This is a genomic window from Parasaccharibacter sp. TMW 2.1891, from assembly GCF_023337675.1.
GTDB classification, from domain to species: Bacteria; Pseudomonadota; Alphaproteobacteria; order Acetobacterales; family Acetobacteraceae; genus Bombella; species Bombella apis.
This window is the reverse complement of record NZ_QORT01000001.1, coordinates 438,182-463,880: the sequence shown is the minus strand read 5'-3', so window position 1 is coordinate 463,880 and position 25,699 is coordinate 438,182. Positions and strand designations below refer to the sequence as shown.

Sequence of the window (25,699 nt, the reverse complement as noted above, 5' to 3'; positions counted from 1 at the left end):
TTTCTGACAAGTATCAGAAGCCATGCGTAATAATGATGCCTGCCATCTTTTCCAGCCTGACATATCCTGCCATCTTGGCCTGCCATGCGCACATGCATGACAGTACGGCATGGAGCAGAAAGGAGGACCCTCATGATGACGGAGGCAAAGCTGGTGCTGATGCGCCACGGGCAGAGCCTGGGCAATGAGGCCAACCTGTTCACGGGCTGGAATGATCTGGACCTCTCCGCCAACGGCCATGAGGAAGCCCGCAGGGCAGGCCGCCTGATGCGGCACCACGGCTTCCGCTTCGATGCAGCCCACAGCTCCATGCTGAAAAGAACCATCCACACACTGCATCACTGTCTGGACGAGCTGGACCAGTCATGGCTGCCGGAATACAGGAGCTGGCGGCTGAATGAACGCCATTATGGTGCCCTGCAGGGGCTGAACAAGGACGACACCATCGCCCGTTACGGCCGGGAACAGGTGCAGCAATGGCGCCGGAGTTTTGACGTCACACCGCCAGCTGTAAAGCCGGACAGCCCGCACCATCCGGGGAACGACCCCCGCTATGCCTCCATCCCTAGATGCGATCTTCCCTGCGCCGAAAGTCTGGCCATGACCATGAAGCGGGTGCTGCCCTACTGGCAGGATATGCTGCTGCCAGCCCTGCGGCAGGGCCAGTCCCTGCTTGTCATCACGCATGGGACTGTCATGCGGGCCCTCATCGGCCATCTGGACGGCCTGTCCCCCGAGGAAACACAGACGCTGGAAATCCCGACAGGCACGCCACTTGTCTATGAAATGGATGATACCGGCAACCCTGAACAGCCCCACTATCTGGAACCTTCAGACATCATCCTCGACGACATCCCGCATCCGTTGTGACAGGGTACGCCCTTCTCCATCTTTCCATTCTATCCAACCGTTGGCAGAACGTCCCAACAAAAAGCTGGCAGCTGGCGAAGGATTCTTGAAAAGCGTGTCCCGTGTCAGCACCAGCCTTTCTCCCTCCAACCGCAAAAGACCGTTGTCAAGAGCTTCCTGACGCCCCTCCGCCGCACGGGGAGCATATTCCTCATATCTCGGAGAAGACCTGCGTCCATAAGACCCTGCCAAAATCACCATGCCTTCTTCGGTATAGTGGCCCCGCCCTTCAACACCAGTCCCTCGACAGAAAAACAGTTCCGGTACATCATCCTGCACTTGGGCAACCTGCCCTTCACCTAAAGGAAACTGCTCCAGGACCGGTTTAAAAACAGGATACCCCAGAGTCGTCAACAGAATGCTGATGGTCTCAAAGAGTTCATCACAGACAGCCCTCATGGAGGGAGACATGTGCGGGAAATCCCCGCCTTTCTGTCTGTTGTCCAGCACATACCGGCCGACCGCCTCTGCCTGCCTGAGAGACCACACCTCCAGAAAACGGGCATGCACCTCGGTCAAGACATCCGTCGACGTGACAGCCACCACAGCCCTGTTCCAGAAATCCTTTTCCCCGTTATGCTGCTTCAGCCGCTCCCCCAACTTTCCGGTCTGACCAACATATACTTTCGGCCGTTCCGTCTTATCTTCCTCCCCGAAAAGAAAATAAAGACCCACCCGCCCTGCTTCCGGTCTTTGTAAAAAAAGACGCAGCTGTGACCGGGGAATTTCAACCAGACTGACAGTACGGGTCACAACCGAGGCGACACGCAGACTCTGGGGATCCCCAGACGGCAAAAAAATCTCGATGGTCTGAGGATGTGGCATGAGCATTCCGTCCTGTCCTTCCAAAAAACATCAGAAAACGGACTGCCGTTTTCCATACCCTCTATTCACACCATCATCCCCGATTCCTCCACCATTCCATCCGCCGGAACTGTGGGTAACCTCTGATGATGCTCAGCTGTGGCCAGCACCCTGCGTGGCGGTGATGAGGCTGAACAGGGCCGTCCCGCAGCACATATAGAGGATATTGCGCTTCGGCCCCCCAAAAGTGAGGTTCGAACAGCCGACAGGCAGGCGGATACGGCCAATCATCTGGCCATGTGGATTATAGATGAACACACCGCAAAGCCCCAGCGGCCCCCAGGCACCGCACCAGAGGTTGCCCTCCACATCGGTGCGCAGGCCATCAGGGCGCATGGCCCGGCCAGCCAGCGTAAAATCCGTGAAGAGACGCCCGTTGGTCGGCCGCCCCTGTTTCAGGTCGAACACATGGATGGCATGGTCCGGCAAAGGCGGCTGCGCACCAGGGCCCACACCAGAGGACGCCACATAGAGCCGGCTACCATCAGGGGAAAAACAGAGACCATTGGGCCCTGCCACATCCTTCTGCCCCAGCACGGCCTCCACCTTCCCGGTTTTTGCATCCACCCGGAAGGTATGATCCTCCTGCCGACGCAACCCGCCATACTGGCTTGTCAGCTCCGCATCCAGATAAGGATTGAGATGACGCTGGGGATTGGCAGGGCCATCCACATCGGCGTGGCCTTCCACCACTCCGTCCCCGTAGGCCGGGTCTGTGAACCAGATGCTGCCATCGGGTGCTGCCACGACATCATTGGGAGAGTTGAGCGTCCTGCCCCTGTACCGGTCCGCCAGCACGGTGACACTGCCATCATGCTCCCAGCGTATGACCCGGCGCATCCCATGCTCACAGGTCACCAGCCGCCCTTCAGCATCAAACGTGTTGCCATTGGCATTAAAACTTTCCCGCCGGTACAGGCTCACATGGCCCTGCGGCCCATCCTCCGGGTCGTAGCGATACTGGCACCCCGTGATCGTATCGCTCAGCAGCAGAAAACGCCCGACCGTACACCAGGCCGGGCCTTCCAGCCAGCCAGCCCCCTGCCAGAGCTTCCGCAAGGGAGCATTGCCATAATTCACAAGCCCGAAGGATGGATCAAGCGCCAGCACGTCAGGGTCGGGCAGATTGACCGGTGTCTCCTCCGCACCCCATGTCCGGGGCGGGGAGGAAATCACACTCGGGCCCGACACGATGGACCCAAGAGCATGTCCCGCCACGGGAGACGCCGCTACCCCTGCAAGACCCGCCAGCAGACCGCGGCGTGTCAGACGGCCGGCAGAACCACCAGCCCCTGCTTTTCCATCCCGCATCGGTTCATCCATATTCACATCCTCCCCCGGCCCGTTTCATGCCGACATCCAGCACTCACACCAAGGTAGAACTCAGCACGACGCAATCAATACCCGAAGGCAAAAGCACGCTGCACGGCCTGGACATCCTGCACCCCACCGGCCAGGAGCAGCTGTAGCAACAGACGGGCCTTCTGCGGGTTGAGGTCATATGACGCCACGAAGTGATGGGCCTCATCATCCACTTCCACATCACGGTTGACAAACCCGTCACCGACACGGCTGGAACGTACGACTACAATCCCCGCCCGGACGGCCCTGTCCAACGCCTGCATGGCCTGGGCCGACACATTGCCATCCCCCATTCCAGCAATGACGATCCCCTTCACACCGGCACGGATGGCATCATCAATCTGGCGACCATCCATATCCGCATGCGCATACACCACATCCACAGCAGGCAGCGTTGCTCCATCCGGCAGGGACAGGAACAGACGGGGCCGCGGCGGCCCGTAAAAGCGTACGGCGGCAGGGTCCACAATACCCACAGGCCCTGTCTGTCGGGACACGAAGGTCTGCAGGACCGTGCTGTCCGCCTTGCTGACCCAATGGGCCGCATGGATGGTATCATTCAGCACGACCAGCACCCCCCGCCCCTTCGCCTGCGGATGGGCTGCCACCTTGACTGCCTCATAAATGTTGGCCGGACCATCCGCACTGATGGCCGAGCCCGGACGCATGGCCCCTGTCATCACCACAGGCTGGTCATGATGCAGGACGGTATCCAGAAAGAAGGCTGTCTCCTCCATCGTATCCGTCCCGTGGGTGATGACTACGGCATCGGCCTCATGCCGGGCAAAAGCCTGATTGATACGCTCCATCAACCGGAACCAGACCTTGTGATTCATGTCCTGCGAAGGAATGTTGGCGATCTGCTCCACCTGAAGCTGGGCCAGCCTGTCCACACCCGGCACAGCGGCCACAAGCTGCTGCCCCGTTGTCGAGCCTGCATCATAACCGATTGCAGAACGTGGGTCCGCCTTTCCCGCTATGGTCCCCCCCGTGGCCAGAACGAGCACACGGGGCAACCGCCCCATGCCCTGCCCTGCCTGCGCCGAAGCCGGGGTGGCGGCCACCAGCCCGGTACCAAGCGGAAGAACCCTGAGAGCGGAAAAAGCCAGCTTCAGGCAGCGCCGGGCCCCCTTATGGGGTTTCAGACTGTTCAGCGTGTGTCGGATGGTCATGATGGACGGCCCTTTCTTACACGAAAGCCACGATGAGCGGACCAAGCAGGGTCAGCAGCACATTGGCCACGGCATAGGTAATGGCAAAAGGAACAGTAGGGCTGCCATGGCCAGCCTTGGCCAGAACCTCACCAAAAGCCGGGTTGGAGCTGCGTGTCCCCGCAAGAGCCCCTGCAAAGAGGGCAACATTCCGATACCCCAGCAGAAAACGCCCGACAAGAGCCGTGATCACCAATGGCACGATGGTGACGATCATGCCCAGCAGCAGAATCGTTCCCCCCTGGCGGGTAATGATCGCCACGACCTGTCCACCTGTCTGAAGGCCTGTCACTGCGACGAAACCTGCCAGACCGAAACTGCCCCAGAGCAGGCAGACAGAAGACGGCATGGCGCCGTAGCCCGGATGTCGCCCATGCCACCAGCCAAAAAGCAGGCCGGACAGCAGGGCCCCACCACCACTGCCCAGCGTGATGGGCACCCCGCCCAGATGAACGACCACAAGCCCGAACAGCAGCCCCAGCGCCATGCCCAGCATGTTGTAGACAAGGTCCGTCGTAACCGGCACGGCAGTCCGCTGGACCGTCCCATTCTGGACAGCAGGCAGCGTATCCTCCGTCGCATCTTCTGGCAGGGATTCTGCCTTCAGCGCATCATCCCGCAAATTGCGACGCATGCAGAGTGGCAGAATGGTGGCGCAGAAAATGATGGTGCCGATGGACCCGAAGATATAGGTCACGGCATAGCCGACAGCAACATCCGCCTGCATCTGCTGCACCTGCGCCAGAGGGAGGCCAAGCTTCTCCAGAGCGGAACTGGCAGTGCCAATGATGGCAGACTGCGTCAGCCCCCCTGCCGCCAGACCGGCGGCTATGCCTTTGTCCAGATGGAACAGCCGCGCAACCCCGATAACGGTCCCGAACGCACTGATGGCCATGATGACCGCCAGTGCCACCTCCCGCAGGGACTGCCGCCCCAGAGAGCGGAAAAAGTTTGGGCCACTGCGATATCCCACAGCGTAGATGAACAGGATGAACAGTACTGTCCTGAGGCTGGACCCCACATGCACACCAAACTGGCTGATCAGCACGGCCACCAACAATGACCCTGCCACGCCCCCAAGCTGAAACACGCCTATCCTTATGCGCCCGATCAGAAAGCCAAAACCGACGGACAGGAAAAAAGCCAGCTCTGGATTCTCTCCAAAAAGATGAGACAACCCGTGAAACAGACGCTGGAACATGCCGTGACCTTTTCTCCAAACAGTCATGGAGAAAGCCTGGCGGTTTCCCAACCAGGCTTTCTCTACAGAACATTACTTACCGATTATGGGACGTTCCATCCAGACGGGATGGATGCCAGCGAACAGCCTACCCGAAAGCCACAATGAACGGCCCCAGAAGAGTCAGCAGCACATTGGCCACGGCATAGGTAATGACAAAAGGGATGGCCGGTGTGTTGTTGCCTGCCTTGGCCAGGACCTCACTGAAGGCCGGGTTGGCACTACGTGCCCCCGACAGGGCCCCGGCAAACAAGGCGACATTCCGGTACCCCATGAAGAAACGGCCAATAAGCGCCGTAATGACCAGCGGCAGGATCGTCACCACCATACCGAGCAGCAGGAGGAGCACCCCCTGATGGACAATGACTTCCACAGCCTCCCGGCCTGTCTGCAACCCCGTCACCACCACGAAGCCAGCCAGACCGAAATTGCCCCAGAAGGAACAGACAGACGACGGCATCTCCCCATAACCGGCGTGCCGCCTGTGCCACCAGCCGAACAGCAGACCGGACATCAGTGCCCCACCCCCACAACCGAGCGTCAGGGACATACCCCACACACGGATGACCACAAGGCCAATGACCAGCCCGACAGCCACGCCGAGCATGTTGTAGACGAGATCGGTCGCCGCTGGAACAACGCCACGCTGCTCGGTCTCACCCCCCACATCCTCCGGCAGTCCCCCTGCCTCTGCCGCCAGGGCATCGGCCTTCATGTCACGCCGCATGAAGAAGGGCAGGATATCCACGCAGAAAATGATGGTACCGATGGAACCGAAAATATAGGTCACGGCATAACCTGCGGCCACATGGGCCTGCATCTGCTGCAACTGTGCAGCGGACAATCCCAGCTCTGCAAGGGCCGAACTGGCCGTACCGATGATGGCAGACTGGGTCAGCCCCCCTGCCGCCAGACCGGCCGCCATGCCCTTGTCCAGGTGGAACAGACGCCCTACCCCGACAACCGTTGCAAACCCGCTGACAGCCAGAATGACAGACAGCATGATCTCTCGCAGGGACTGCCGCCCCAGAGAGCGGAAAAAATCGGGCCCGCTGCTATACCCCACCGCATAGATGAAAAGAACGAAAAGAACGATCTTGAGGTCAGAATCCATCTTGACGCCAAACTGGCTGATCAGGACCGCCATCACCAGCGACCCTGCAATACCGCCGAGCTGGAACGTACCAATCTTTATCTGACCTATCCAAAAACCAAGACCGATGGAAAGAAAAAAAGCCAGCTCCGGACTCTGCGCAAAAAGCGACGACAGACCGTGAGACAGAAACTGGAACATTTCGGGACCTTTCTCCCAAACACTCAATGAAAAGCCACACACGTATCACGGCCCATGGTGGCTTTTCTGCGACCCGTTTTTACTCAGCTGCTGTAAAAATTTCCTCGAGATATTCCAAGGAGACAGCCTCCCGGGTATCGGGAATGGGCTTGCCCTCATGGTCCAGTTTTTCAATCTCGTACACGATGAAACCCTCATCATCATAATGTACATCGATGACAAGGAAGCGGTCGGACGCATCGCCTTCACCACGATGCTCTTCCGTCTTCACCAGCTTCTGGTCCTTGGCGAACGGCAGGTCAGCCAGCTTTTCTTCGTCGATCTGACGGACGGCATGGTTCCATTCTTCGTAGGTCTTCCGGATGGCCGCATAGATTGCTGCCGTATCGGGAAATTCTTCAACATCCTCTGTCGTGGTGACATCCACCGTAGCAATGTCGGACCCGAAATTGGCCTGAACCTGATAAGGCTCGGGCGCAATCGCCTTCACAGCCTCCAGAATACGCTCAAGGAACTCAGGCCCATACATGGATGAATTGAAATTCAGCATCTTGGAACGATCAAGAGTAACACTGATTTTGGCGGTTGTGGCCATGGCCCCCTCCTGGATAAAAAATTGCCGGGGCCCATTCTACCAGAACAGGGGGCCTCGCACACCCCCTCAGGGGTCAGTCACGCCCCACGCACAACCTCATCCTCATGCTGGAATCTGGCTTTTTCCCTGATGAATACTGGCAATTCATGACATGAACGCCATAAAACACACCTGCGTTACAAAAACGTAACATGGTTGCTGATGGGCCAGCCTCATGCCCCTCGCCCTCGCCAACAGCCACACAGCCGATGGGATTGGCCCTCAGAGAGGGAACGGCATGAGATGGTTAACGCAACATGCTGAAGAAGGTAACATCAGGCTACACGAACACCAAATATATTAAAATAAGATTTCTTTTAATACTTCAGAAAGCTTCCATCCGCCATAAGGCTTTAAAAAGGCTTTTTTAAGTCTTATCCATGGTGATATCTGTTACTTCACGAGGGAATCATGTCAAAATTTTCAGCTATCATGCATAACCCGAATGAAAGCCTTGAGGATACTGACGACCTGAGAGAGCGGCTGCATTTCCTCCAACTGGGTGAACAGGACTGCCTGGCCATCCGCCGTATTGAAAAATACGTCATCAGATGCCTGCCCAAGGCATTGGATGCCTTCTATGACACGGTCCGCCGGACCCCCCAGACCAGAAGCTTTTTTTCCTCAGAAGCACAGATACAGAAAGCCAAAAAGGCGCAGCTGACTTACTGGAAGAACATCGCAGGTGCCAATTTCGGCCTGCAATATGCCAATACGGTGCGCCGCATCGGCCGGACCCACGCCGAAATCGGGCTGGAACCACGCTGGTACATCGGCGGCTACGCCCTGCTGCTTGCCAACATCATCGCAGATGTCTCAAATCAGCTGGCCCCTCCGGCACCGCTGTTGCCCCCAAAGATGCCCTTCTCCAAGCTGACGGACTCCCTCGCCAGCCTCAGCAAGGCCGTCTTCCTGGACATGGACCTCACCATTTCCATCTACATTGATGAAGCCAGAAAGCTCAACAAGGAAGAAATGAGCAAACTGGATGAGGCCATTGAAGAAGAACGCCGGTTTGTGACTGAGCGCTTTGGCCACATCATCGACGCCCTTGCCAACAAGAACCTCTCCCACACGGTGGATGGGAACTTCCCCAATACCTACCTCCCCATGCGGGACAACCTCAATCACGCCATCTCGTCCCTCTGCCAGACGCTTCATACCATCAGCGAGGCAACGGAGAGCATCGACAATACCGCTGATGAGATCAACAGCGCGGCACAGGACCTCGCCCAGCGCACGGAACGGCAGGCTGCCTCTGTCGAAAAAACGGCCGCTGCCGTGGAGCAGATCACCGCTACGGTATCTTCCACCGAATCCCGTGTCAGCGAGGCGACCCAGTTCGTTGAGGAGTGCCAGGCCATCACGGAACGTTTCGGCACCATGATCCGCCGTGCCAGCACGGCCATGGAAGAGATTGAACGTTCTGCCGAAGCCGTAAACAAGATCACCAACGTCATCTCCAACATTGCCACGCAGACCAACCTTCTGGCACTGAACACCGGTGTTGAAGCCGCCCATGCGGGCGAAGCCGGCAGCGGGTTCCGTGTCCTGGCGCAGGAGATCCGCAAACTGGCCAACCGGGTGGGCGATGCTTCCGAAGAGGTGAAGGACCTCATCAATACCTCCCAGACCCATGTTGATTCCGGTTCAGCCATCATGAAGGATGCCAGCAGCGCCATCGACACCATCATCTCCAGCGTGGCCAATATCGGCACACATCTCAGAGAGATCTCAAAGGCCACATCTGAGCAGGCATCGGCCCTGCGGGACGTGAATGGTGCCGTCGTCACCATCGACCAGGGCACCCGGGAAAACGCCGCCATGGTGGAAGAAACCTCTGCGGCCACCTCCAACATGGCCCAGCGGACACGCCAGCTACGGCAGCTGCTGGATGGGTTCGTTCTCCGGGGACAGAAATGATACGGGGGGCCTCCGTGCCCCTCCAGCCGGTCGGCATACTGCACCATGGAGCAGTACAGGACAGACAGGACAACAAACGCCCTTCTCTGACCATCCACCCGACCTGAAGTCGCACTGGCCAGACAGCGGAAGACGGTCCCGCTGAACAACAGATCACTGATGGTATCCATCCCCCATGAAAAAAGGTCCGGAGCCTGGCACCCCGGACCTTTTCCCTAATGGGTCATGTTGCCATGACCTCACCCTGTTGGACCTTTTCAGGCCTGATGGGCGGCACGATAGCGCTCACCAAGGGCGTTCGCAGCCACCATGGCATGATAGACATCATCCGGCGTGACCTTGAAGGGCAGATTGCCCATCGTGTCGTCCTTATCGCAGGCGATCTCGGCCACCTTGCGCCAGTCAGCCTCCACAAACTCCTTGACACCCAGCTCCTTGAGGGTCATCGGCAGGCCAGCTGCCCGCACGACACGCAGCACCTCTTCAATCTCTTCCTTCGGTGCATTCTCCAGCACCAGCTGGGTCATCAGACCAAAGACCACCTTCTCACCATGCTGGGCATGATGGAGATCCTCGATAGCGGTCATGCCATTATGCACGGCATGAGCAGCGGCAAGACCACCCGTCTCGGCACCGGTCCCGCTGAGATAAATGGTTGCCTCGACCATTTCTTCCAGAGCCCGGGTCGGCACCTTGTTGCGCACGGCATCCATGGCAAGATCAACATTCTTGCAGACCAGGTCATAGCACATGCGGGCCAGACCGAGTCCCGTACGGGACGGACGCTTGCAGGAAAGGTTCACCCCATCAGACCGGTAGCAGGCGCGGGCCTCAAAGTATGTGGAAAGGGCATCACCGATACCAGCAGCAAAGAAGCGCACCGGGGCACCGGCAATCACACCCGTATCAGCCACAACGACATCGGGATTCTGCGGCAGGAAGAGGTACCGGTCGAACTCGCCCTTCTCCGTATAGATCACAGCCAGCGCAATGCAGGGTGCATCGGTGGAGGCAATGGTCGGATAGAGGATGAGTGGCAGCTTGTAATAATGGGCAACGGCCTTGCTGGTATCCAGCGTCTTGCCACCACCAATACCGACAATGACATTGGCACCACGTGTCTTGGCCAGCTCGCCCAGACGCTTGATCTCGGCATCCGTACATTCACAGCCGAACCTCTCGGCTGTGCCTTTCAGCCCGGCTTTCTCCAGCCCAGCCACGGATTCCTTCTGGACACGCTCCACAAAGAATTCATCGCTGATGATGAAAGCGTTGTCGCCAAAATCTTTTACATAGTCATGCAGCTGGGCCAGCAGACCCGTACCGATGATGAATTTCTTGGGGGCTGAAACGGTGCGCGGGGTTTTCTCAACCATGCTCGATATCTCCTTCAAGCATATGTAAATACCTTGTTACCCCGCCACGCTACCCCTTCGCCCGCCACTTGACCAGAAGACATTACTGGCTTTCACAACATGCCAGCATGTATTGCCATGCATAGGTGACAGGCGTGTCCCGCCTCCTCTCTGATCTCACCTCATGGCTGGCAAATAACAGGACAAATACAACCCTCTTTATTGAGGGATGAATATCCGGCAAACGCAATTACCAATATGAGAATTATTGCATCCTGTTCTCAAAAAAAGGTCAGGACCACTTTTCAGAACAGCGGCATATTGTCGATCAGCCGCACGGCCCCCAGCTGCACGGCCAGCAAGGCCAGAGCCCCCTCCCGGACCTCCTCTTCAGCCTGGAACGTATCCGGATTCACGATGGTGACATAGTCAATATCCACAAGCCCGGCCTGCACCAGCACATCCCGCATGGCCCCCTCCAGCACGGCACGGCGGCGCTCACCAGCCTGCACCAGGGTCCGGCCCCGGCAGAGAGCCTGATGCAGCACCGGGGCCCTGTGGCGTTCCGCCTCCGTCAGACGACTGTTGCGGCTCGACCCGGCAAGACCGTCCGCCTCCCGCCATGTTGGCAGGGTCACAATATCTACCGGAATATTCAGGTCCCGCACGAACCGCTGGACAACAGCACATTGCTGGGCATCTTTCTGCCCAAAATAGGCCCGCTGCGGCTGGATGATGTTGAAGAATTTCGCCAGCACCGTCGCCACACCTGCAAAATGGCCGGGACGGGACGGCCCCTCAAGCTCCAGCGCCACACCACCAACATCCACCTGCGTGGCGAACCCTTCAGGGTAGAATTCTGCCGCTTCCGGCGTAAAAACACAGGCCACGCCCTCCCTGCGCAGCAGGGCAATATCCCGTTCCAGCGCCCGGGGATAATTGGCAAGATCATCCGCCGACCCGAACTGTATGGGATTGACAAAGAGACTGACGACAACAGCATCAGTCTCCTCCCGGGCACGGCGAACAAGCGAAAGATGCCCCTCATGCAGGAAGCCCATCGTCGGTACAAAGCCGACCCTGCCAAGCTGCGCCCGCTCCTGCCGCATCTCCTGAACCGTCGTGCAGAGTTTCATGTCGTCCCTTTCCCGGATGATTGCCCTCGCAGGCTACGCCTTTCCATACCCTGTCTGCCTCCTGTCTGTCTTCCCCGACAGGCCGGAACAGGCTAACAACACCTCACCGCCGCCACACCCAGCCAGAACGGACTGCCCATGCCCGACACCAGTACGGCCCGTACACTCCCCATTGCCATCATCGGGGCTGGCCCGGCAGGGCTGTTTGCCGCTGAATGTCTGAGCCGGAAAGGCCATGAGGTCCATCTGTTCGACCACATGGCCAGGCCGGGACGGAAATTCCTCATGGCAGGCCGCAGCGGCCTGAACCTCACCCACAGTGAACCGCTGGAACCATTCCTGCAACGCTACGGGACAGCACGGGACTGGCTGGAACCTGCCATCCGCCACTTCCCGCCCGAGGCTCTCCGCCTCTGGGCTGAAGGACTGGGCGAACCCTGCTTCACCGGCAGTTCTGGCCGGGTCTTTCTGAAATCCCTCAAGGCCTCTCCCCTGCTGCGCCGCTGGCTGGTCCGCCTTCAGGAACAGGGCGTGCAATTCTTTCCCCGCCACAGGCTGACAGATATGCAGGGCCTGTCTCTCACCTTCCAGACACCGGAAGGCCCGGTCCAGCAGACAGGACGTGCCGTCATCCTCGCCCTGGGGGGCAGCAGCTGGGCACGACTGGGCAGTAACGGGCAATGGGCATCGCTGCTGGAACAGCACTGCACGCCTTTTGCCCCTTCCAACTGCGGCTTCATGCCGGACTGGCCTGCCGAATTCCTGCTCCGCCACGAAGGCGAGACCCTGCGGGGAGTCACGCTCAACTTCGCCGGCCAGACACATCGTGGCGATCTCATCATCACGAAACGGGGGCTGGAGGGAGCACCACTTTACGCCCTTTCAGCTCCACTGCGACAGGCTCTGGCAAAATCAGGCGGAGACACCGTAACCGTCCACCTGAATCTCCGCCCGACTCTGACGCAGGAACGCATACTGGAACGCCTCGCCCGCCAGCGTCTCCGTGAAAGCCGGAGCAACAGGCTGCGCAAGGCTCTGGGGCTGGACCGTACCATGCGGGAGCTGCTCACCCAGCTCTGCCCGGACGCCCGCACACCCGGTGAGCTGACAGACGCCATCACGCAGGCCCCCCTGCACCTTGTGGCTCCTGCTGCGCTGGACAGGGCCATTTCCACCGCCGGAGGGCTGAAACAGGCAGCGCTGGATGAAGGCTTCATGCTGCGCCACCAGCCCGGCCTGTTCGCCTGTGGTGAAATGCTGGACTGGGATGCTCCTACAGGGGGCTATCTGCTCCAGGGCTGTTTTTCCACCGCCTGCTTCTGTGCAGAGGCTGTTCATCACTGGCTCTCCCGTCCATTGCCCGGTAAAGTGGCGCCATGAGTTCATCACATTTTGGCCCCCTTCTTCTTGGCACCACAGCCCGTGGTGAGGATGCCCACATCGACCTGCCTGAACTGCTGGCTACCCGCCTGCTCGTGCAGGGCAATTCCGGCTCTGGGAAATCCCACCTCCTCCGGCGTCTGCTGGAGCAGAGCGCAACTCTCGTCCAACAGGTCATCATCGACCCGGAAGGGGATTTCGTCACGCTGGCAGAAAAATACGACCATCTCGTCATCGAGACGGACACACAGTCCGAAGCCAGCCTGCGAAGTGCGGGGGAACGGGTCCGGATGCACCGGGCCTCTGTCGTGCTGAATCTTGAGCAGAGCGAGCCGGAAGGGCAGCTCCGTTCTGTCGGTGCCTTCCTGACCGGCATGTTCGAAGCGCCAAGGGCCTACTGGTATCCTGTCCTCATCGTGGTGGACGAAGCCCAGCTCTTCGCCCCCATTGCCGGGGGTGATACCTCTGACGAGGCACGCCGCCTCTCCCTCAATGCGATGACCAACCTCATGTGCCGGGGACGCAAAAGGGGCATGGCAGGCATCATTGCCACCCAGCGTCTGGCCAAGCTGGCCAAGAATGTCGCCGCCGAGGCTTCCAACTTCCTGATGGGACGGACCTTTCTGGATATCGACATGGCTCGTGCCGCCGACCTTCTGGGCATGGAGCGCCGTGCTGCCGAAGGCTTCAGGGACCTTGCCCGTGGGCAGTTCATGGCGCTGGGACCCGCCCTCGCCCGTCGCCCCCAACGTGTCACCATCGGTCCGGTCGAGACAGCCAGCCATGCAGGTGGCCCTGCCCTCATGCCGCTTGAACAGCCCAACATTCCTGTGGATGAGCTGCGGGATCTCATCCTCGAGGCCCCGCCGGAACCCGCTTCCCGCCCCCGCAAGGAACCGGCTGCCCCCAAGCCGGACCTGCTGGCGCAGCTTGATGCCTACAGCTCCTCCCGTGACGCCAGAGAGCAGCAGCAGAGCCAGCAGATGGCTGCACCAGACCCGGAAACTCTCTGGACTCTCGTCGCCGAAGCCGGACAGGATGAGGATGCCGCCTACCGGCCACTCGCCACCCTGTATCAGGACTTCCAGATGAGGGCACGGCTGGCCGGGTTCTCCCGCAACATCCTGCCCATGCCGCAGTTCCAGACCATGCTGAGCACCATCCGCTGCGGTATCACCCGTGAACGGGCCGAGAGCGAGGCCTGGCAGGACATCCAGCAGCGGGCCAGCCGCCTGCCGGACGACATGCAGCCTGTCTATTTCCTGCTCGCCCATGCAGCCATGGAAGGCAAACCCTGCCCGGATGATGCCGCTCTGGCCCGGGCCTATGGCACCCATTCTCTAGGGCGGGCACGGCGGCAGCTTACTTATCTTGAGAAATGCGAGGCCATCATCCTTCAGGGCACGGGCCGCCACCGTCGGATCGCCATTATTGGCCCGGGCTGGCAGACAGCCTCCCCGGCCTGACCCCCCTGAACAGCCCCCATGGGAAGGAGCCGCCCGGGCAAGGGTCTCCTTTCCCCACGAAAAATGGCGGAGCCAGAGGCCCCGCCATTTCCTGATGCCCAAAGAAAGGGCCATCACTGAACCGGTAATAACCGACCCTGTATCAGTCCACCACCTTCGGCGGGGGGACAACACGCAGACGCTCAATCACACGGTCCCGCAGCTCTTCCGGCGTTGCATCACCAGGAACACGGATCACCGGCTCGTCATCTGTCGGCTCCTCCAGAGTGGCCAGCTGGCTCGGCAGAAGGGTCGGCGGCATATAATGCCCGACACGGTGCTTCAGCCGGTCCTCTATGATCTTCGGGTCCACCTTCAGGTAGACGAACTGGACCGGAATATGCTTGGCCAACGCATCACGATATTTCTTCTTCAGGGCGGAACAGGTCAGCACGGCACCGGTCCCCTTCTCGGCACACTTGGCCAGCCAGTCGTGGCACAGCTCCAGCCAGGGGGCACGATCTTCATCCGTCAACGGGTGGCCACTGCGCATCTTTTCCACATTGGCTTTGGGATGCAGGTCATCACCTTCCTGAAACGGCCAGCCAAGGCTCTTGGAAAGCAGCTCAGCCACAGTGGTCTTGCCGTTGCCGGAAACCCCCATCACCACAATGTAATGCGGAGCAATACCCGATGCAGCCTTGGCGGCTTCTTTTTCTGTCATGGCGTCCATTGTTCAACCTCCCGTTCGGTGGCAACCAGCACATCGGTTGCCATATTGGGGAACAAACCATGCTCCACCACGCCTACCGTACCATCCAGACGCGTGGCGAGAGCCTGCACGTCACTGATCGGACCGAAAGCGCAATCAAGTATCCTGTTCCCGTTATCGGTAATAAGCAGCTCGCCTGTCAGATGCCGACGGGGACGGATGACCTTTGCCCCCAGAGCCTCCAGACGGGCTGCCGTTGCCTCGTAGCCAAATGGAACAACCTCCACTGGTACAGGCACCCGCTGGCCAAGCTGGTCAACCGGTTTGGTTACATCCACGATCACGACAAAACGCCGTGACGCCTGGGCAACGATCTTCTCACGCAGCAGAGCAGCCCCCAGCCCCTTGATGAGATTCAGCGTCTTGCGCTCCACCTCATCTGCGCCATCAATGGTGATGTCGACTACGGAATGTTCTGCAAACGTCGTGATCGGAATCCCCGCTGCACGGGCAAGTCTTGTCGATTCCTCGGAGGTCGGGATGGCATGAATATCCAGCCCTTCCCCGGCAACACGCTCACCGAGCCTTTCAATCATGAATGCTGCGGTACTGCCTGTCCCCAGCCCGACGACCATCCCCGGTTTGACGAGGCTTGCAGCAAGATGGGCAGCAGCACGTTTACAGTCATCTACATTCATGAAAGCTCTCCAGCAGCGGCTTCATCGGCCAGTATGAGGATTTTCCCCTCGGAAACAATACGCCCTGATGGGATGCTGCCATCCCCCTGACGCAAACGGGCCAGCATTGGTACTTTATTTTCCCCGGTGACAAGGAAAACGACCAGTGCACTGGAGGCAATGGCCGGGTAGGTCAGCGTAAGGCGCTCATGCGGGGCCGTACGGGGCGCTGCGACGCCAACCCAGGCCTTCTTTTCCTCAAGGACAGGCTCCCCCGGGAACAGGGATGCCGTATGCCCATCCGTACCCAGGCCAAGCATGACGATATCAAACAGCGGGCGGCCTGCTTCCAGCTTCGTGGCACCATAGGCCTGTTCCAGAACGCTCTGGTAGCTGGCAGCATCTTCCGCAACCGTAGCGGCTGTCGGCATTGGATGGACCTGAGCCGCCGGGATGGAGACCCTGGAGAGCAGCAGCTCCCGGGCGCTGGCATGGTTGCTGTCCGCATGGCCCTCGGGCACGTGACGTTCATCCCCATAGAAAATTTCGACACGGGACCAGTCCACCTGCCGGGCCATGTCGGGCTGGGCAAGAATCGCAAAAAGCTGCTTGGGCGTGGATCCACCAGAGAGAGCAATGCGCACCCTGCCCTGTTGCTTTTCTTTCACCGTCCTGATCAGCAGTCTGGCCATTTCCATAGCCACGGCTTCTGAGTCCTTCAGAACCTCTACGACCGCATGGCGCATGTCTGTCGTCATACCCGTACCCTCCGAATCACGTCATCTCCCCTGCTGGCAGGGGGCTAGCGGCATAATGAACGTCTCGGCAGCATATGCCCAGCCACCTTCATCAGGTTTTCCGGTCACATGGGTGGCTTCTTTCTTCACGGAATCCGGCGCCTGCCCCATGGCGATGCCCATGCCAGCCGCCTGCAGCATCGGGATGTCATTGGGGGCATCGCCAAGAGCAGCCACTTCCTGCGGTGTTACGCCATACAGTCTGGCCAGCTCTGCCACCGCCTTGCCCTTCGTGGCCAGGGCAGGTGTGATGTTCAGCTTGTGTGGGGCCGAACGCAGCAGGCTCGCCCGCCCGGCAAAAGGAGCCGCCAGCTCGGCTTCCAGCCGGGCAATCAGGGCTGTATCGTCAGAACAGACCATAAGGCGGTTCACGGTCTTCGGCGTGACGGGCCATGAAGATACTGCCCGGGGCGTGATGCCCGTCAACTCCTGCTCCCGCTTTGCCAGCAGCGTCCGACTGTCACGCACCAGCCATTCCTGTTCTGTCTGAAACCAGACCTCCACAGGGAAAGGAGACAGAGCTTCGAGAATGGCCGCAAGATCCCCGACAGAAAAATGGTGGCTCTTCAGAATGGTGCCATCCGGCATGAAAAAGACGCCCCCATTAAATCCGGCACAGGGCCCTTTCAGCCCGAGCTGCCGGACATAAGGCAGCACAGCCGCCGGGATGCGGGCACTGACGAGCGCCAGAGCCACACCCCGCTCTGCCAGATGCTGGACGGCCGTGCCTGTTGTGGGAGAAATGGTTCTGTCAGAACCAAGAATGGTGCCATCCATATCGGACAGCACCAGCCTGATCCTGGGGGATGTTTCTGTCATGAGTATCTTCCTCCCTCACGGGGGAAGAAGGGGTGCGGCCCCCTACCGCATCCCCCATTCTCCAGAACAGTTTATTTCTTGCGCTCGGTATGGCCACCAAATCCATACCGCATGGCCGAAAGAGCCTTCTCGGCGAAATTGTTGCCGGTACGGGACCGGAAACGGGTATAAAGGGCTGCGGTCATTACCGGGGCAGGCACGGCCTCCTCAATGGCGGCTTCGATCGTCCAGCGGCCTTCACCGGAATCCTGCACCTCGCCACTGAACTCGCTCAGATCACCAGAACGGGCCAGCGCCTCGGCTGTCAGGTCCAGCAGCCAGGAGGACACGACACTGCCACGGCGCCACACCTCGGCAATATCAGCCAGATGCAGGTCATAACGCTCATCTTCCGGCAGCTTTTCGGAGTTCTTGCTGGCCAGCACATCAAAACCCTCAGCGATGGCCTGCATCATGCCGTATTCGATGCCGTTATGGATCATCTTCACGAAATGACCAGCCCCGGCCGGACCACAGTAAAGATACCCCCTCTCGGCCCGCGGGTCGTGGCGGCCATCATCCTCACGGTCCGGCGTGCGGGGCACATCACCCATGCCCGGAGCCAGCGCATCCAGAATGGGGTCCACATAATCCGCAGCGTGCTTCTCGCCGCCATACATCATGCAGTAGCCACGCTCCAGCCCCCAGACACCACCAGAGGTCCCGACATCGATATAATCGATGCCACGCTCGCCCAGCTCTTTCGCCCGGCGGATATCTTCCTTGTAATAGGTGTTGCCACCATCGATGATGATGTCACCTTTGCCCAACAGCGGGGCGAGCTTCTGTATGCAGTCTTCCGTCACCTTGCCAGCTGGCAGCATGACCCAGATGACACGACGCTCCTCACTGGAAAGGAGTTCGGCCATTTTCTCGAAGGTCTCGGCCCCCTGGGCACGCCCCTTCTCTGACCGCTCGACAATCTTCTCGGTGACAGCGGGAGTCCGGTCGAACACGACAACATCATGCCCCTTGCGGGTCAGGCGGACGGCAATATTGCCACCCATGCGGCCAAGTCCGATAATTCCGATACGCATCCTCAAGCTCCTTTTAGAATATCTGTCACCAGCTGAGCGAGACGGTCCAGTCCTTCATGCAGGGGACCGACAACATGCACACGCAGCGCACGACGGCCACGAGCGGCCAGAACGTCGAAATCCCCCCGGGCCTGAGCGGCCTTGACGACACCAAAGCTGTAAGCGTGTCCCGGTATGGGCAGGTCCGCAGCATCATCCGCCGTCACCTGCAGGAAGACACCGCTGTTGGGGCCCCCCTTGTAAGCCTGACCTGTCGAGTGGAGGAACCGTGGACCAAACTGCGCCGCCGTGGCGACATGAAGCCGATCCCTCAACTCTGTTCTCACCGTCTGCTCCCAGGCGATATGGGCTTTGTTCCGCTCAATGTAAGCGAGGAGGCCAATATAGTCGTTCTTGCCCACACGGTCAAAATGAGCTTTCAGAATGGTTTCTGCACTACCGCTGCCCAGCGCCTCCCGGTTGCGCTCATCAGCGTAAAAAGCGAGGTTTCCATCCTGGGCGAACGGCGTCTCTTCCGGCAGATGGCCCGTCTCGGCATAGGCTTTGGTCAGCTTGCGGGTCTCAACCTTGCTGAATTCCACATCAGGCTGGTCAAAAGGATTGATTCCCAGCACGGAGCCAGCCACCGCCGTGGCAAATTCAAACACGAAGAACGCCTGCACGATTTGCCCGACATCCTCGAGATGCAAGGTCACGACAGGATGTCCCGCCTCCCGCAGGGCCTTGATCCCCGGGCTGACGGGCTCATGCCCCAGCCGCAGTTCCACAAACATGCGGTCATCACCATAAACCTCCGGCGCCCCCAGCGGCTCGCCATCAATAGGGATGAGCCCCGTGCCATTCTTGCCGGTGCTTTCAGCCAGAAGCTGCTCCAGCCAGGCACCGAGGGAGGCGATCTTCTCCGAAGCCACGAACGTGACCTTGTCCCGCCGGAAACTGGTGGCCGCCACCCCAAGGGCCAGCCCCAGACTGACACCAGGGTTTGTCACAGGCGGAACGGAAGCATCGCACGCCTCGATCATCAGCTGCGTGCTGTCCAGCAGGGCCCGGACATCGTACCCTGCTGCCGCCGCCGGAGCGAGACCAAAGGCGGACAGAACGGAATACCGCCCGCCGATCTCCGGGTTGCCGTGGAAGATATGGGCAAAGCCACGGTCTCTGGCCAGTGTTTCCAGCGATGAGCCGGGGTCCGTCACGGCGACGAAACGCTCACCGGGCTGACGGCCAAGGGCCTTCTCCGCCTGATCCCAGAAATAGGCGAACAGGATGTTCGGCTCCAGCGTACTGCCGGACTTGCTGGACACGATGAACAGCGTGTTGGCCGGGTCGATGGCCCGGCCGAAGCTGGCAACCTGCTGAGGGTCCGTACTGTCCAGAACATGCAGCTTTGGGCCACCGGGGGCTCGGCCAAAGGTTTCCTCCAGCACTTCCGGTCCGAGGCTGGAACCGCCCATGGCCAGCAGCAGCACGTCGCTGTAGCCACGTTCCTTCACCTCACGGCCCAAGGTCTCATAAGACTCAAGAGCCGCACGGCCATTCTTGACCACATCCAGCCAGCCGAGCCATCGGCTTTCCGGCCCACCGGTCCAGACGGACGCATCACGCTCCCAGATGCGCCGCACCTTGCCATCCTGGCTCCAGCTCTTGCCCGCCGCAACCACGGCATTTTCCAACTCACCCGACAATGCCAAGGATACTCGCATAAGACGTTCCCCCAAAACAGCTTCCCGGCGGGCTGCCACCGCACCGAGCAATCCATCAAAAGCGACCTCGAAAGCCGTCACACCTTCTTCCAACAAGGTGGTGGTCACACTGTCCAGATCAAGCCCCAATCGCCCTGCTTCTGCCAGAATCAGGCTGGCGCTCTCTCCACCCTGCGCAAGGCGCTCCTCCGGGATGCCATGATCCCGGAAGGCTTCCAGCGTACGGGGTGGCAATGTATTGACCGTATCAGCGCCAATCAGCTCCTCCACGTACAGCACGTCACGATAGGCCTTGTCCTTCGTGCTCGTACTGGCCCAGAGAAGACGCTGAGTCTGCGCTCCTTTCCCTGCCAGAGCTTTCCAGCGCGGGCTTTCCGTTACCCTGAGATAATGCTGATACGCCATGCGGGCATTGGCAATGGCCACCTGCCCCCGCAGGGCCTTCAACGCCTCGGCTTCCGGGTCACCGGCGGCCAGACGGCGGTCGATGCGGGCATCAATGCGCCCATCAATCCGGCTGACAAAGAAAGACGCCACACTACCAACGTGATTCACCGGCAGACCGGCCTTCACCCTGGCCTCCAGCCCCCGCAGATAGGCGTCCAGCACCTTCTCGTACATGCCCAGCGCAAAAAGGAGCGTGACATTGACGTTGATGCCCTCGGCAGTAGCCTGCTCAATGGCTGGAATGGCCTCTTCCGTCGCCGGAATCTTGATCATCACATTGGGGTGACCAACACGCTGCCAGAGCCTGCGGGCTTCTGCCAGCGTGCCTTCAGCATCATATGCCAGGTAAGGAGAAACCTCTAGACTGACATAGCCATCCCGTCCGCCGGTTTCGTCAAACACGGGCCGCAGAACCTCGCAGGCCTGACGGATATCTTCCACGGCCAGCGCCTCATAAAGCGCACCGGCTGTCAGGCTGCCGCTGGCCAGGAGGGCCTGCACGGCTTCCTCATATTCCGCACCATGGCCAATGGCCTGCTCGAAAATGGCCGGGTTGGAGGTCACCCCTTTCAGGGCGTCCTCCTTCACCATGGCTGCCAGACGGCCATCCTCGATGAAATCCCTCCGGATGAAATCCAGCCAGATGGACTGCCCATGGCTGACCAGACGGGTCAAAGGTGTCTCTGGCGGGGTGTTTTCCATCACTCTCACTCCTTATCCAGTCAGTCTGCCTTCTGTAACAACTGGCGGGCCTGTTCATAAACAGAGTCTACCGTAAAGCCGAACTTCGCCATCAGCTCTGCTGCTGCGCCGGATTCCCCAAAGCTGTTCATGGCAATGACGACACCATCCAGCCCCACATAGCGGTCCCACCCAAAGCCGGAAGCCATCTCTACACCGACACGCCTACGGACAGAAGGTGGCAGGACGGTGTCACGATAGGCCCTGTCCTGGCTCTCGAACAGATCGAAGCTTGGCATGGAGACCACACGGGCCCGCACGCCTTCAGCCTTCAGCCTCTCATAGACACCGACCACGAGCGAAACCTCGGAGCCGGACGCCATCAACAGAATCTCCGGCTCACCCTCACAGTCCGCCAGAACGTAGCCACCACGGGCCACACCCTCGGCCGAGGCATACCGGGTACGGTCCAGCGTTGGCAGGTTCTGCCGTGTCAGGGCAAGGGCCACGGGGCCAGCACGATGCTGCATGGCCACACGCCAGCTTTCCACCACCTCATTGGCATCTGCCGGACGCAGCATGGTCAGCCCCGGCATGGACCGGAACTGGGCGAGCTGCTCGATGGGCTGATGGGTCGGGCCATCCTCCCCCACGCCGATGGAATCATGCGTGAACACATAGATCACCGGCAGGTGCATCAGCGCTGCCAGACGGATGGCGGGCTTCATGTAATCAGAAAAGATCAGGAAGCCCGCACAGAAAGGCCGCAGGCCACTCAGGGCCAAGCCGTTGCAGATGGCGGCCATCGCATGTTCACGCACACCGAAGTGCATGTTGCGGCCATCATAGCCAGCCCCTTCCTGCACCATGTTTGAAGGGGCCTGCACCGACCGGGCGCCCTTGATGAGTGTCTTGGTAGAAGGCGCAAGGTCCGCCGCCCCGCCAACCAGCCAGGGGAACTGGGATGCCACGGCATTGAGCACCTCCCCGGAACTCTGGCGGGAGGCCAGCCCTTTCTCATCCGCCGGATAGACAGGCAGCTCCGTTTCCCAGCCTTCTGGCAGGGTTCCGGCAAAAATGTGCCGCAGCTCGTCCCCTTCCTTCGGATACCGGGCGCAGTACTCGGCAAACCGTGCCTCCCATTCCGCCTGTGCTCTGGCACCACGCTGCCCGGCCAGTGCCTCGAAATGCTCCTGCACGCCATCCGGCACGGTAAAATGCGGCGCATCTTCGGGCCAGCCATAGGCCTTCTTGGCCCCTGCCAGCTCCTCCATGCCAAGCGGCTCACCATGGGCAGAGGCCGTTCCCGCCTTGCCCGGTGCCCCATAACCGATGATCGTCCTGAGAATGATCAGGGTCGGGCGGGAGGTTTCCTCCCGTCCCTGTTTCAGGGCTTCACAGATGGCAGGCACGTCGTTGCCATCAGCAACTTCCAGCACCTGCCAGCCATAGGATTCAAACCGCATGGCCACATTCTCCGTGAAGGTCACATCCGTGGAGCCCTCAATGGAAATGCGGTTGCTGTCATACACCCATGTCAGGTTGCCCAGCTTCAGATGTCCGGCCAAGGATGCGGCCTCGGCCGCAACCCCCTCCATGATATCCCCATCACCACAGAAAGAGGTAATGTGATAGCCAAAGAGGTCGAACCCCGGGCGGCCGTAATGTGTGGCAAGCCATCGCTCGGCCATGGCCATGCCCACCGCACTGCTGCACCCCTGCCCCAGCGGGCCGGTCGTGATCTCCACCCCGGCTGTCAGCCCGTATTCGGGATGGCCCGGTGTGCGGGATTCAAAACGGCGGAAATTTTTCAGGTCTTCCAGCGTCAGGGCGGGGCGATCGACCACCTGCCCGTTCTCAATATCCTTCACCCCGGCCAGAAACACCGTGGCATAGAGAAGGATGGACGCATGCCCACCCGAGAGGATAAATCGGTCACGCCCCGGCCAAAAGGGATCGGCCGGGTTATAATACATCGTAAACTGCCAGTAAGCATACATGGCCGGGGCCAGAGCCATTGCGGTACCCGGATGGCCGGATTTTGCACGCTCCACACTATCCATCACCAATGTGCGGATCGTGTCTATGCTCATTTTCGACAGCATACTGTTCACTGATCTAACGTCCTCAATTCAAACAATCATCCGATCACCCACAGCAGGCTCATGCCCCTTAACACGGCCCGATGCAGTCCGGATATTTCACAAGTGGCCTTATCCTGCGAAAGAACGCAATGCCCTACCGGCAAATAAGATCAATTTTCCTACCCATCCCTTACAGACAGGCTGGACCTGTCAGACCCGGCGGCAGATTCCGGTCAGCCTGCCCTCTTCCATCAGGCCTGCCGCAACCACATATCCTGCACGCCAGAAAGGCCTTTTCCCCCTTGACCTGACCACCGGCAGGCAGGACATTCAGAGGCCTCTGACACGACCCATTCTTTTACCGCAAAGGCAGCCCATCCATGACGCAGCCCGAAATGTCCTTCACCCCGGAGCAGATCACCGCTCTCTTCATCGATGCGGCCCGCAATGGTGAGAATGATCTGGTCAGGCAGTTTCTTGAGGCCGGCATGCCGGCAGACTGTGCCGACAGCCGGGGCTATACACCCCTCATCGTCGCCACCTACAACGACCAGCTCGACACGGCCAGCCTGCTGCTGGACAACGGGGCCGACCCGAACGGCGTGGACGCCAAGGGGGCCACGGCGCTCTCCGGTGTGGCCTTCAAGGGGTATGAGGCCATTGCCCGCCTGCTGCTGGAGCGTGGCGCCAATATCGACCAGGCCAACCATGCCGGGCGCACGCCGCTCATGTTTGCCATCATGTTCGGACGGCAGGGCATGGCCCGCCTGCTGCTGGAACGTGGCGCCAACCCGGACATCCGGGATACGGAAGGCCTTTCCGCCAGAGACCTTGCCCACCGCCAGGGCCTTGGCAGCCTCTTTGCGGAGGCCACCGCCCCATGAGCCGTTTCTGGAACCGGCAGGTCCACGACCTCCAGCCCTACATCCCCGGTGAACAGCCCCGCATGACCAATCTGGTCAAGCTGAACACCAATGAGTCCCCCTACGGTCCGTCCCCCCGTGCGCTGGAAGCGATGAAGGCCAGCGTAACTGATGACCTGCGCCTCTATCCAGACCCGACAGCCCTGGCCCTGCGCACGGCCATTGCTGAACAGGAAGGAGTTCCGGTCGAGTGCGTCTTCACCGGCAACGGTTCTGACGAGGTCCTGGCCCACGCCTTCCGGGCCCTCTTCCGTGACGATGCGCCGGTCCTGTTCAGCGATGTGACCTATGGCTTCTACCCGATCTACTGCCAGATGTTCGGGCTGGATTACCGCACCATTCCCCTGCGGGATGATTTCACCATCGCACCAGACGATTATGACGGTCCGGCTGGTGGTGTCATAATCGCCAATCCCAATGCCAACACCGGCATCAGCCTGCCCCTGCCAGCCATTGAAGGACTTCTGAAGCGCTTCAATGCCCAGACGGTCATCATCGATGAAGCCTATGTCGATTTCGGCGGGACCAGCGCCGTGGCCCTGACACAGCGTTATCCCAACCTTCTCATCGTCCGTACCTTCTCCAAATCCTCCGGTCTGGCGGGGCTGCGCGTGGGCTATGCCATCGGCTCGGCGGAGCTGGTGGAAGGGCTGACACGGGTAAAAGACAGCTTCAACTCCTATCCGCTGTCCCGCCCGGCACAGGCCGGGGCTGAAGCCTCCATCCGGGACACGGAGTGGCTGGAACAGACCACCACCCGCATCATCGCCACACGGGAGCGCACCGTGGCAGCCCTGCGGGAGCGTGGCATGACGGTCCTGCCCTCCACGGCCAATTTCATTCTGGCCCATCACCCCTCATGCCCAGCTGACACGCTTTTCACCGGCCTGCGGGAGCGGGCCATCATCGTCCGCCATCAGGGCGGCAGCCCCCGCATCAGCGACTGGCTCCGCATCACCATCGGCACGGATGAGGAGATGGACGCCCTGCTGGCCGCACTGGATGACCTGCTGCCCCGCTGACGCAT

Annotated in this window: 21 protein-coding genes; 6 read left to right on the top strand and 15 right to left on the bottom strand. The window is 60.0% G+C overall.

What is annotated here, in order from left to right:
• Positions 1–132 precede the first annotated feature (132 nt).
• Positions 133–870, top strand: coding sequence for a 2,3-diphosphoglycerate-dependent phosphoglycerate mutase (gene gpmA / locus DTJ15_RS02005; protein ID WP_283162637.1), 738 nt, complete (start codon positions 133–135; stop codon positions 868–870).
• Here the strand turns inward: gpmA and DTJ15_RS02000 are convergent.
• From DTJ15_RS02000 to DTJ15_RS01975, 6 genes are all read right to left on the bottom strand, one after another.
• The gene (locus tag DTJ15_RS02000; protein WP_086431210.1) at positions 832–1,734 is read right to left on the bottom strand and encodes a GIY-YIG nuclease family protein; all 903 of its coding nucleotides are present in this window, start codon (positions 1,732–1,734) and stop codon (positions 832–834) included. The two genes, gpmA and DTJ15_RS02000, sit on opposite strands and share 39 nt — an antisense overlap.
• Positions 1,735–1,866: 132 nt before the next feature.
• Entirely contained in the window at positions 1,867–3,096 is a 1,230-nt protein-coding gene (locus DTJ15_RS01995) for an SMP-30/gluconolactonase/LRE family protein (RefSeq protein ID WP_081562955.1), read from the bottom strand.
• Between the two features lie 74 nt (positions 3,097–3,170).
• Entirely contained in the window at positions 3,171–4,307 is a 1,137-nt protein-coding gene (locus tag DTJ15_RS01990) for an asparaginase (protein ID WP_081562954.1), read from the bottom strand.
• Between the two features lie 16 nt (positions 4,308–4,323).
• Positions 4,324–5,547, bottom strand: coding sequence for a hypothetical protein (locus tag DTJ15_RS01985; RefSeq protein WP_086431148.1), 1,224 nt, complete (start codon positions 5,545–5,547; stop codon positions 4,324–4,326).
• 127 nt (positions 5,548–5,674) lie between these two features.
• A complete protein-coding gene (locus DTJ15_RS01980) occupies positions 5,675–6,880 on the bottom strand; it encodes a hypothetical protein (RefSeq protein WP_081562953.1) in 1,206 nt (401 codons plus the stop codon).
• A 79-nt stretch (positions 6,881–6,959) separates the two neighbouring features.
• Positions 6,960–7,475 (bottom strand): hypothetical protein, encoded by a 516-nt coding sequence (locus DTJ15_RS01975; RefSeq protein ID WP_146046907.1) that lies wholly within the window; start codon positions 7,473–7,475, stop codon positions 6,960–6,962.
• 450 nt (positions 7,476–7,925) lie between these two features.
• Between DTJ15_RS01975 and DTJ15_RS01970 the strand changes: the two genes are divergently transcribed.
• Positions 7,926–9,437: a globin-coupled sensor protein gene (locus DTJ15_RS01970; protein ID WP_081562952.1), complete on the top strand. Its 1,512-nt coding sequence runs from the start codon at positions 7,926–7,928 to the stop codon at positions 9,435–9,437.
• Between the two features lie 257 nt (positions 9,438–9,694).
• Here the strand turns inward: DTJ15_RS01970 and DTJ15_RS01965 are convergent, their stop codons facing one another.
• Together DTJ15_RS01965 and panC are read right to left on the bottom strand one after the other, a co-directional pair.
• Positions 9,695–10,813 carry a glycerol dehydrogenase gene (locus tag DTJ15_RS01965; RefSeq protein ID WP_081562951.1) on the bottom strand — a complete coding sequence of 373 codons (1,119 nt, stop codon included), beginning with the start codon at positions 10,811–10,813 and terminating at the stop codon, positions 9,695–9,697.
• A 284-nt stretch (positions 10,814–11,097) separates the two neighbouring features.
• Positions 11,098–11,928: a pantoate--beta-alanine ligase gene (panC, locus tag DTJ15_RS01960; RefSeq protein WP_043560810.1), complete on the bottom strand. Its 831-nt coding sequence runs from the start codon at positions 11,926–11,928 to the stop codon at positions 11,098–11,100.
• A 138-nt stretch (positions 11,929–12,066) separates the two neighbouring features.
• Here panC and DTJ15_RS01955 point away from each other — a divergent pair, with 138 nt between their 5' ends.
• The gene (locus DTJ15_RS01955; RefSeq protein WP_081562950.1) at positions 12,067–13,308 is read left to right on the top strand and encodes a TIGR03862 family flavoprotein; all 1,242 of its coding nucleotides are present in this window, start codon (positions 12,067–12,069) and stop codon (positions 13,306–13,308) included.
• A complete protein-coding gene (locus DTJ15_RS01950; protein WP_086431152.1) occupies positions 13,305–14,774 on the top strand; it encodes an ATP-binding protein in 1,470 nt (489 codons plus the stop codon). Before DTJ15_RS01955 ends, DTJ15_RS01950 begins: the two co-directional genes overlap by 4 nt.
• Before the next feature lie 142 nt (positions 14,775–14,916).
• On the opposite strand, the gene DTJ15_RS01945 is transcribed toward DTJ15_RS01950, so the two are convergent.
• The 7 genes from DTJ15_RS01945 to tkt all read right to left on the bottom strand — a co-directional run bounded on the left by DTJ15_RS01945 (position 14,917) and on the right by tkt (position 23,758).
• Entirely contained in the window at positions 14,917–15,477 is a 561-nt protein-coding gene (locus DTJ15_RS01945; protein WP_043561569.1) for a gluconokinase, read from the bottom strand.
• Positions 15,474–16,163 (bottom strand): ribose-5-phosphate isomerase RpiA, encoded by a 690-nt coding sequence (gene rpiA, locus DTJ15_RS01940; RefSeq protein WP_043560820.1) that lies wholly within the window; start codon positions 16,161–16,163, stop codon positions 15,474–15,476. Before rpiA ends, DTJ15_RS01945 begins: the two co-directional genes overlap by 4 nt.
• The gene (pgl, locus tag DTJ15_RS01935; protein ID WP_043560822.1) at positions 16,160–16,900 is read right to left on the bottom strand and encodes a 6-phosphogluconolactonase; all 741 of its coding nucleotides are present in this window, start codon (positions 16,898–16,900) and stop codon (positions 16,160–16,162) included. The genes rpiA and pgl overlap by 4 nt, the downstream gene beginning before the upstream one ends.
• A 21-nt stretch (positions 16,901–16,921) precedes the next feature.
• Positions 16,922–17,758 carry an HAD family hydrolase gene (locus tag DTJ15_RS01930; protein ID WP_248630368.1) on the bottom strand — a complete coding sequence of 279 codons (837 nt, stop codon included), beginning with the start codon at positions 17,756–17,758 and terminating at the stop codon, positions 16,922–16,924.
• Positions 17,759–17,829: 71 nt separating this feature from the next.
• The gene (gene gnd / locus DTJ15_RS01925; protein WP_043560825.1) at positions 17,830–18,834 is read right to left on the bottom strand and encodes a phosphogluconate dehydrogenase (NAD(+)-dependent, decarboxylating); all 1,005 of its coding nucleotides are present in this window, start codon (positions 18,832–18,834) and stop codon (positions 17,830–17,832) included.
• 2 nt (positions 18,835–18,836) lie between these two features.
• Positions 18,837–21,686 (bottom strand): bifunctional transaldolase/phosoglucose isomerase, encoded by a 2,850-nt coding sequence (locus DTJ15_RS01920; RefSeq protein WP_081562947.1) that lies wholly within the window; start codon positions 21,684–21,686, stop codon positions 18,837–18,839.
• 20 nt (positions 21,687–21,706) lie between these two features.
• Positions 21,707–23,758, bottom strand: a complete 2,052-nt coding sequence (gene tkt / locus DTJ15_RS01915) for a transketolase (RefSeq protein WP_232086305.1) — start codon at positions 23,756–23,758, stop codon at positions 21,707–21,709.
• A gap of 371 nt (positions 23,759–24,129) precedes the next feature.
• On the opposite strand from tkt, the gene DTJ15_RS01910 reads away from it, so the two are divergent.
• Both DTJ15_RS01910 and hisC read left to right on the top strand, forming a co-directional pair.
• Entirely contained in the window at positions 24,130–24,633 is a 504-nt protein-coding gene (locus DTJ15_RS01910; protein WP_043560832.1) for an ankyrin repeat domain-containing protein, read from the top strand.
• A complete protein-coding gene (gene hisC, locus DTJ15_RS01905; protein WP_086431155.1) occupies positions 24,630–25,694 on the top strand; it encodes a histidinol-phosphate transaminase in 1,065 nt (354 codons plus the stop codon). Before DTJ15_RS01910 ends, hisC begins: the two co-directional genes overlap by 4 nt.
• Positions 25,695–25,699: the final 5 nt, after the last annotated feature.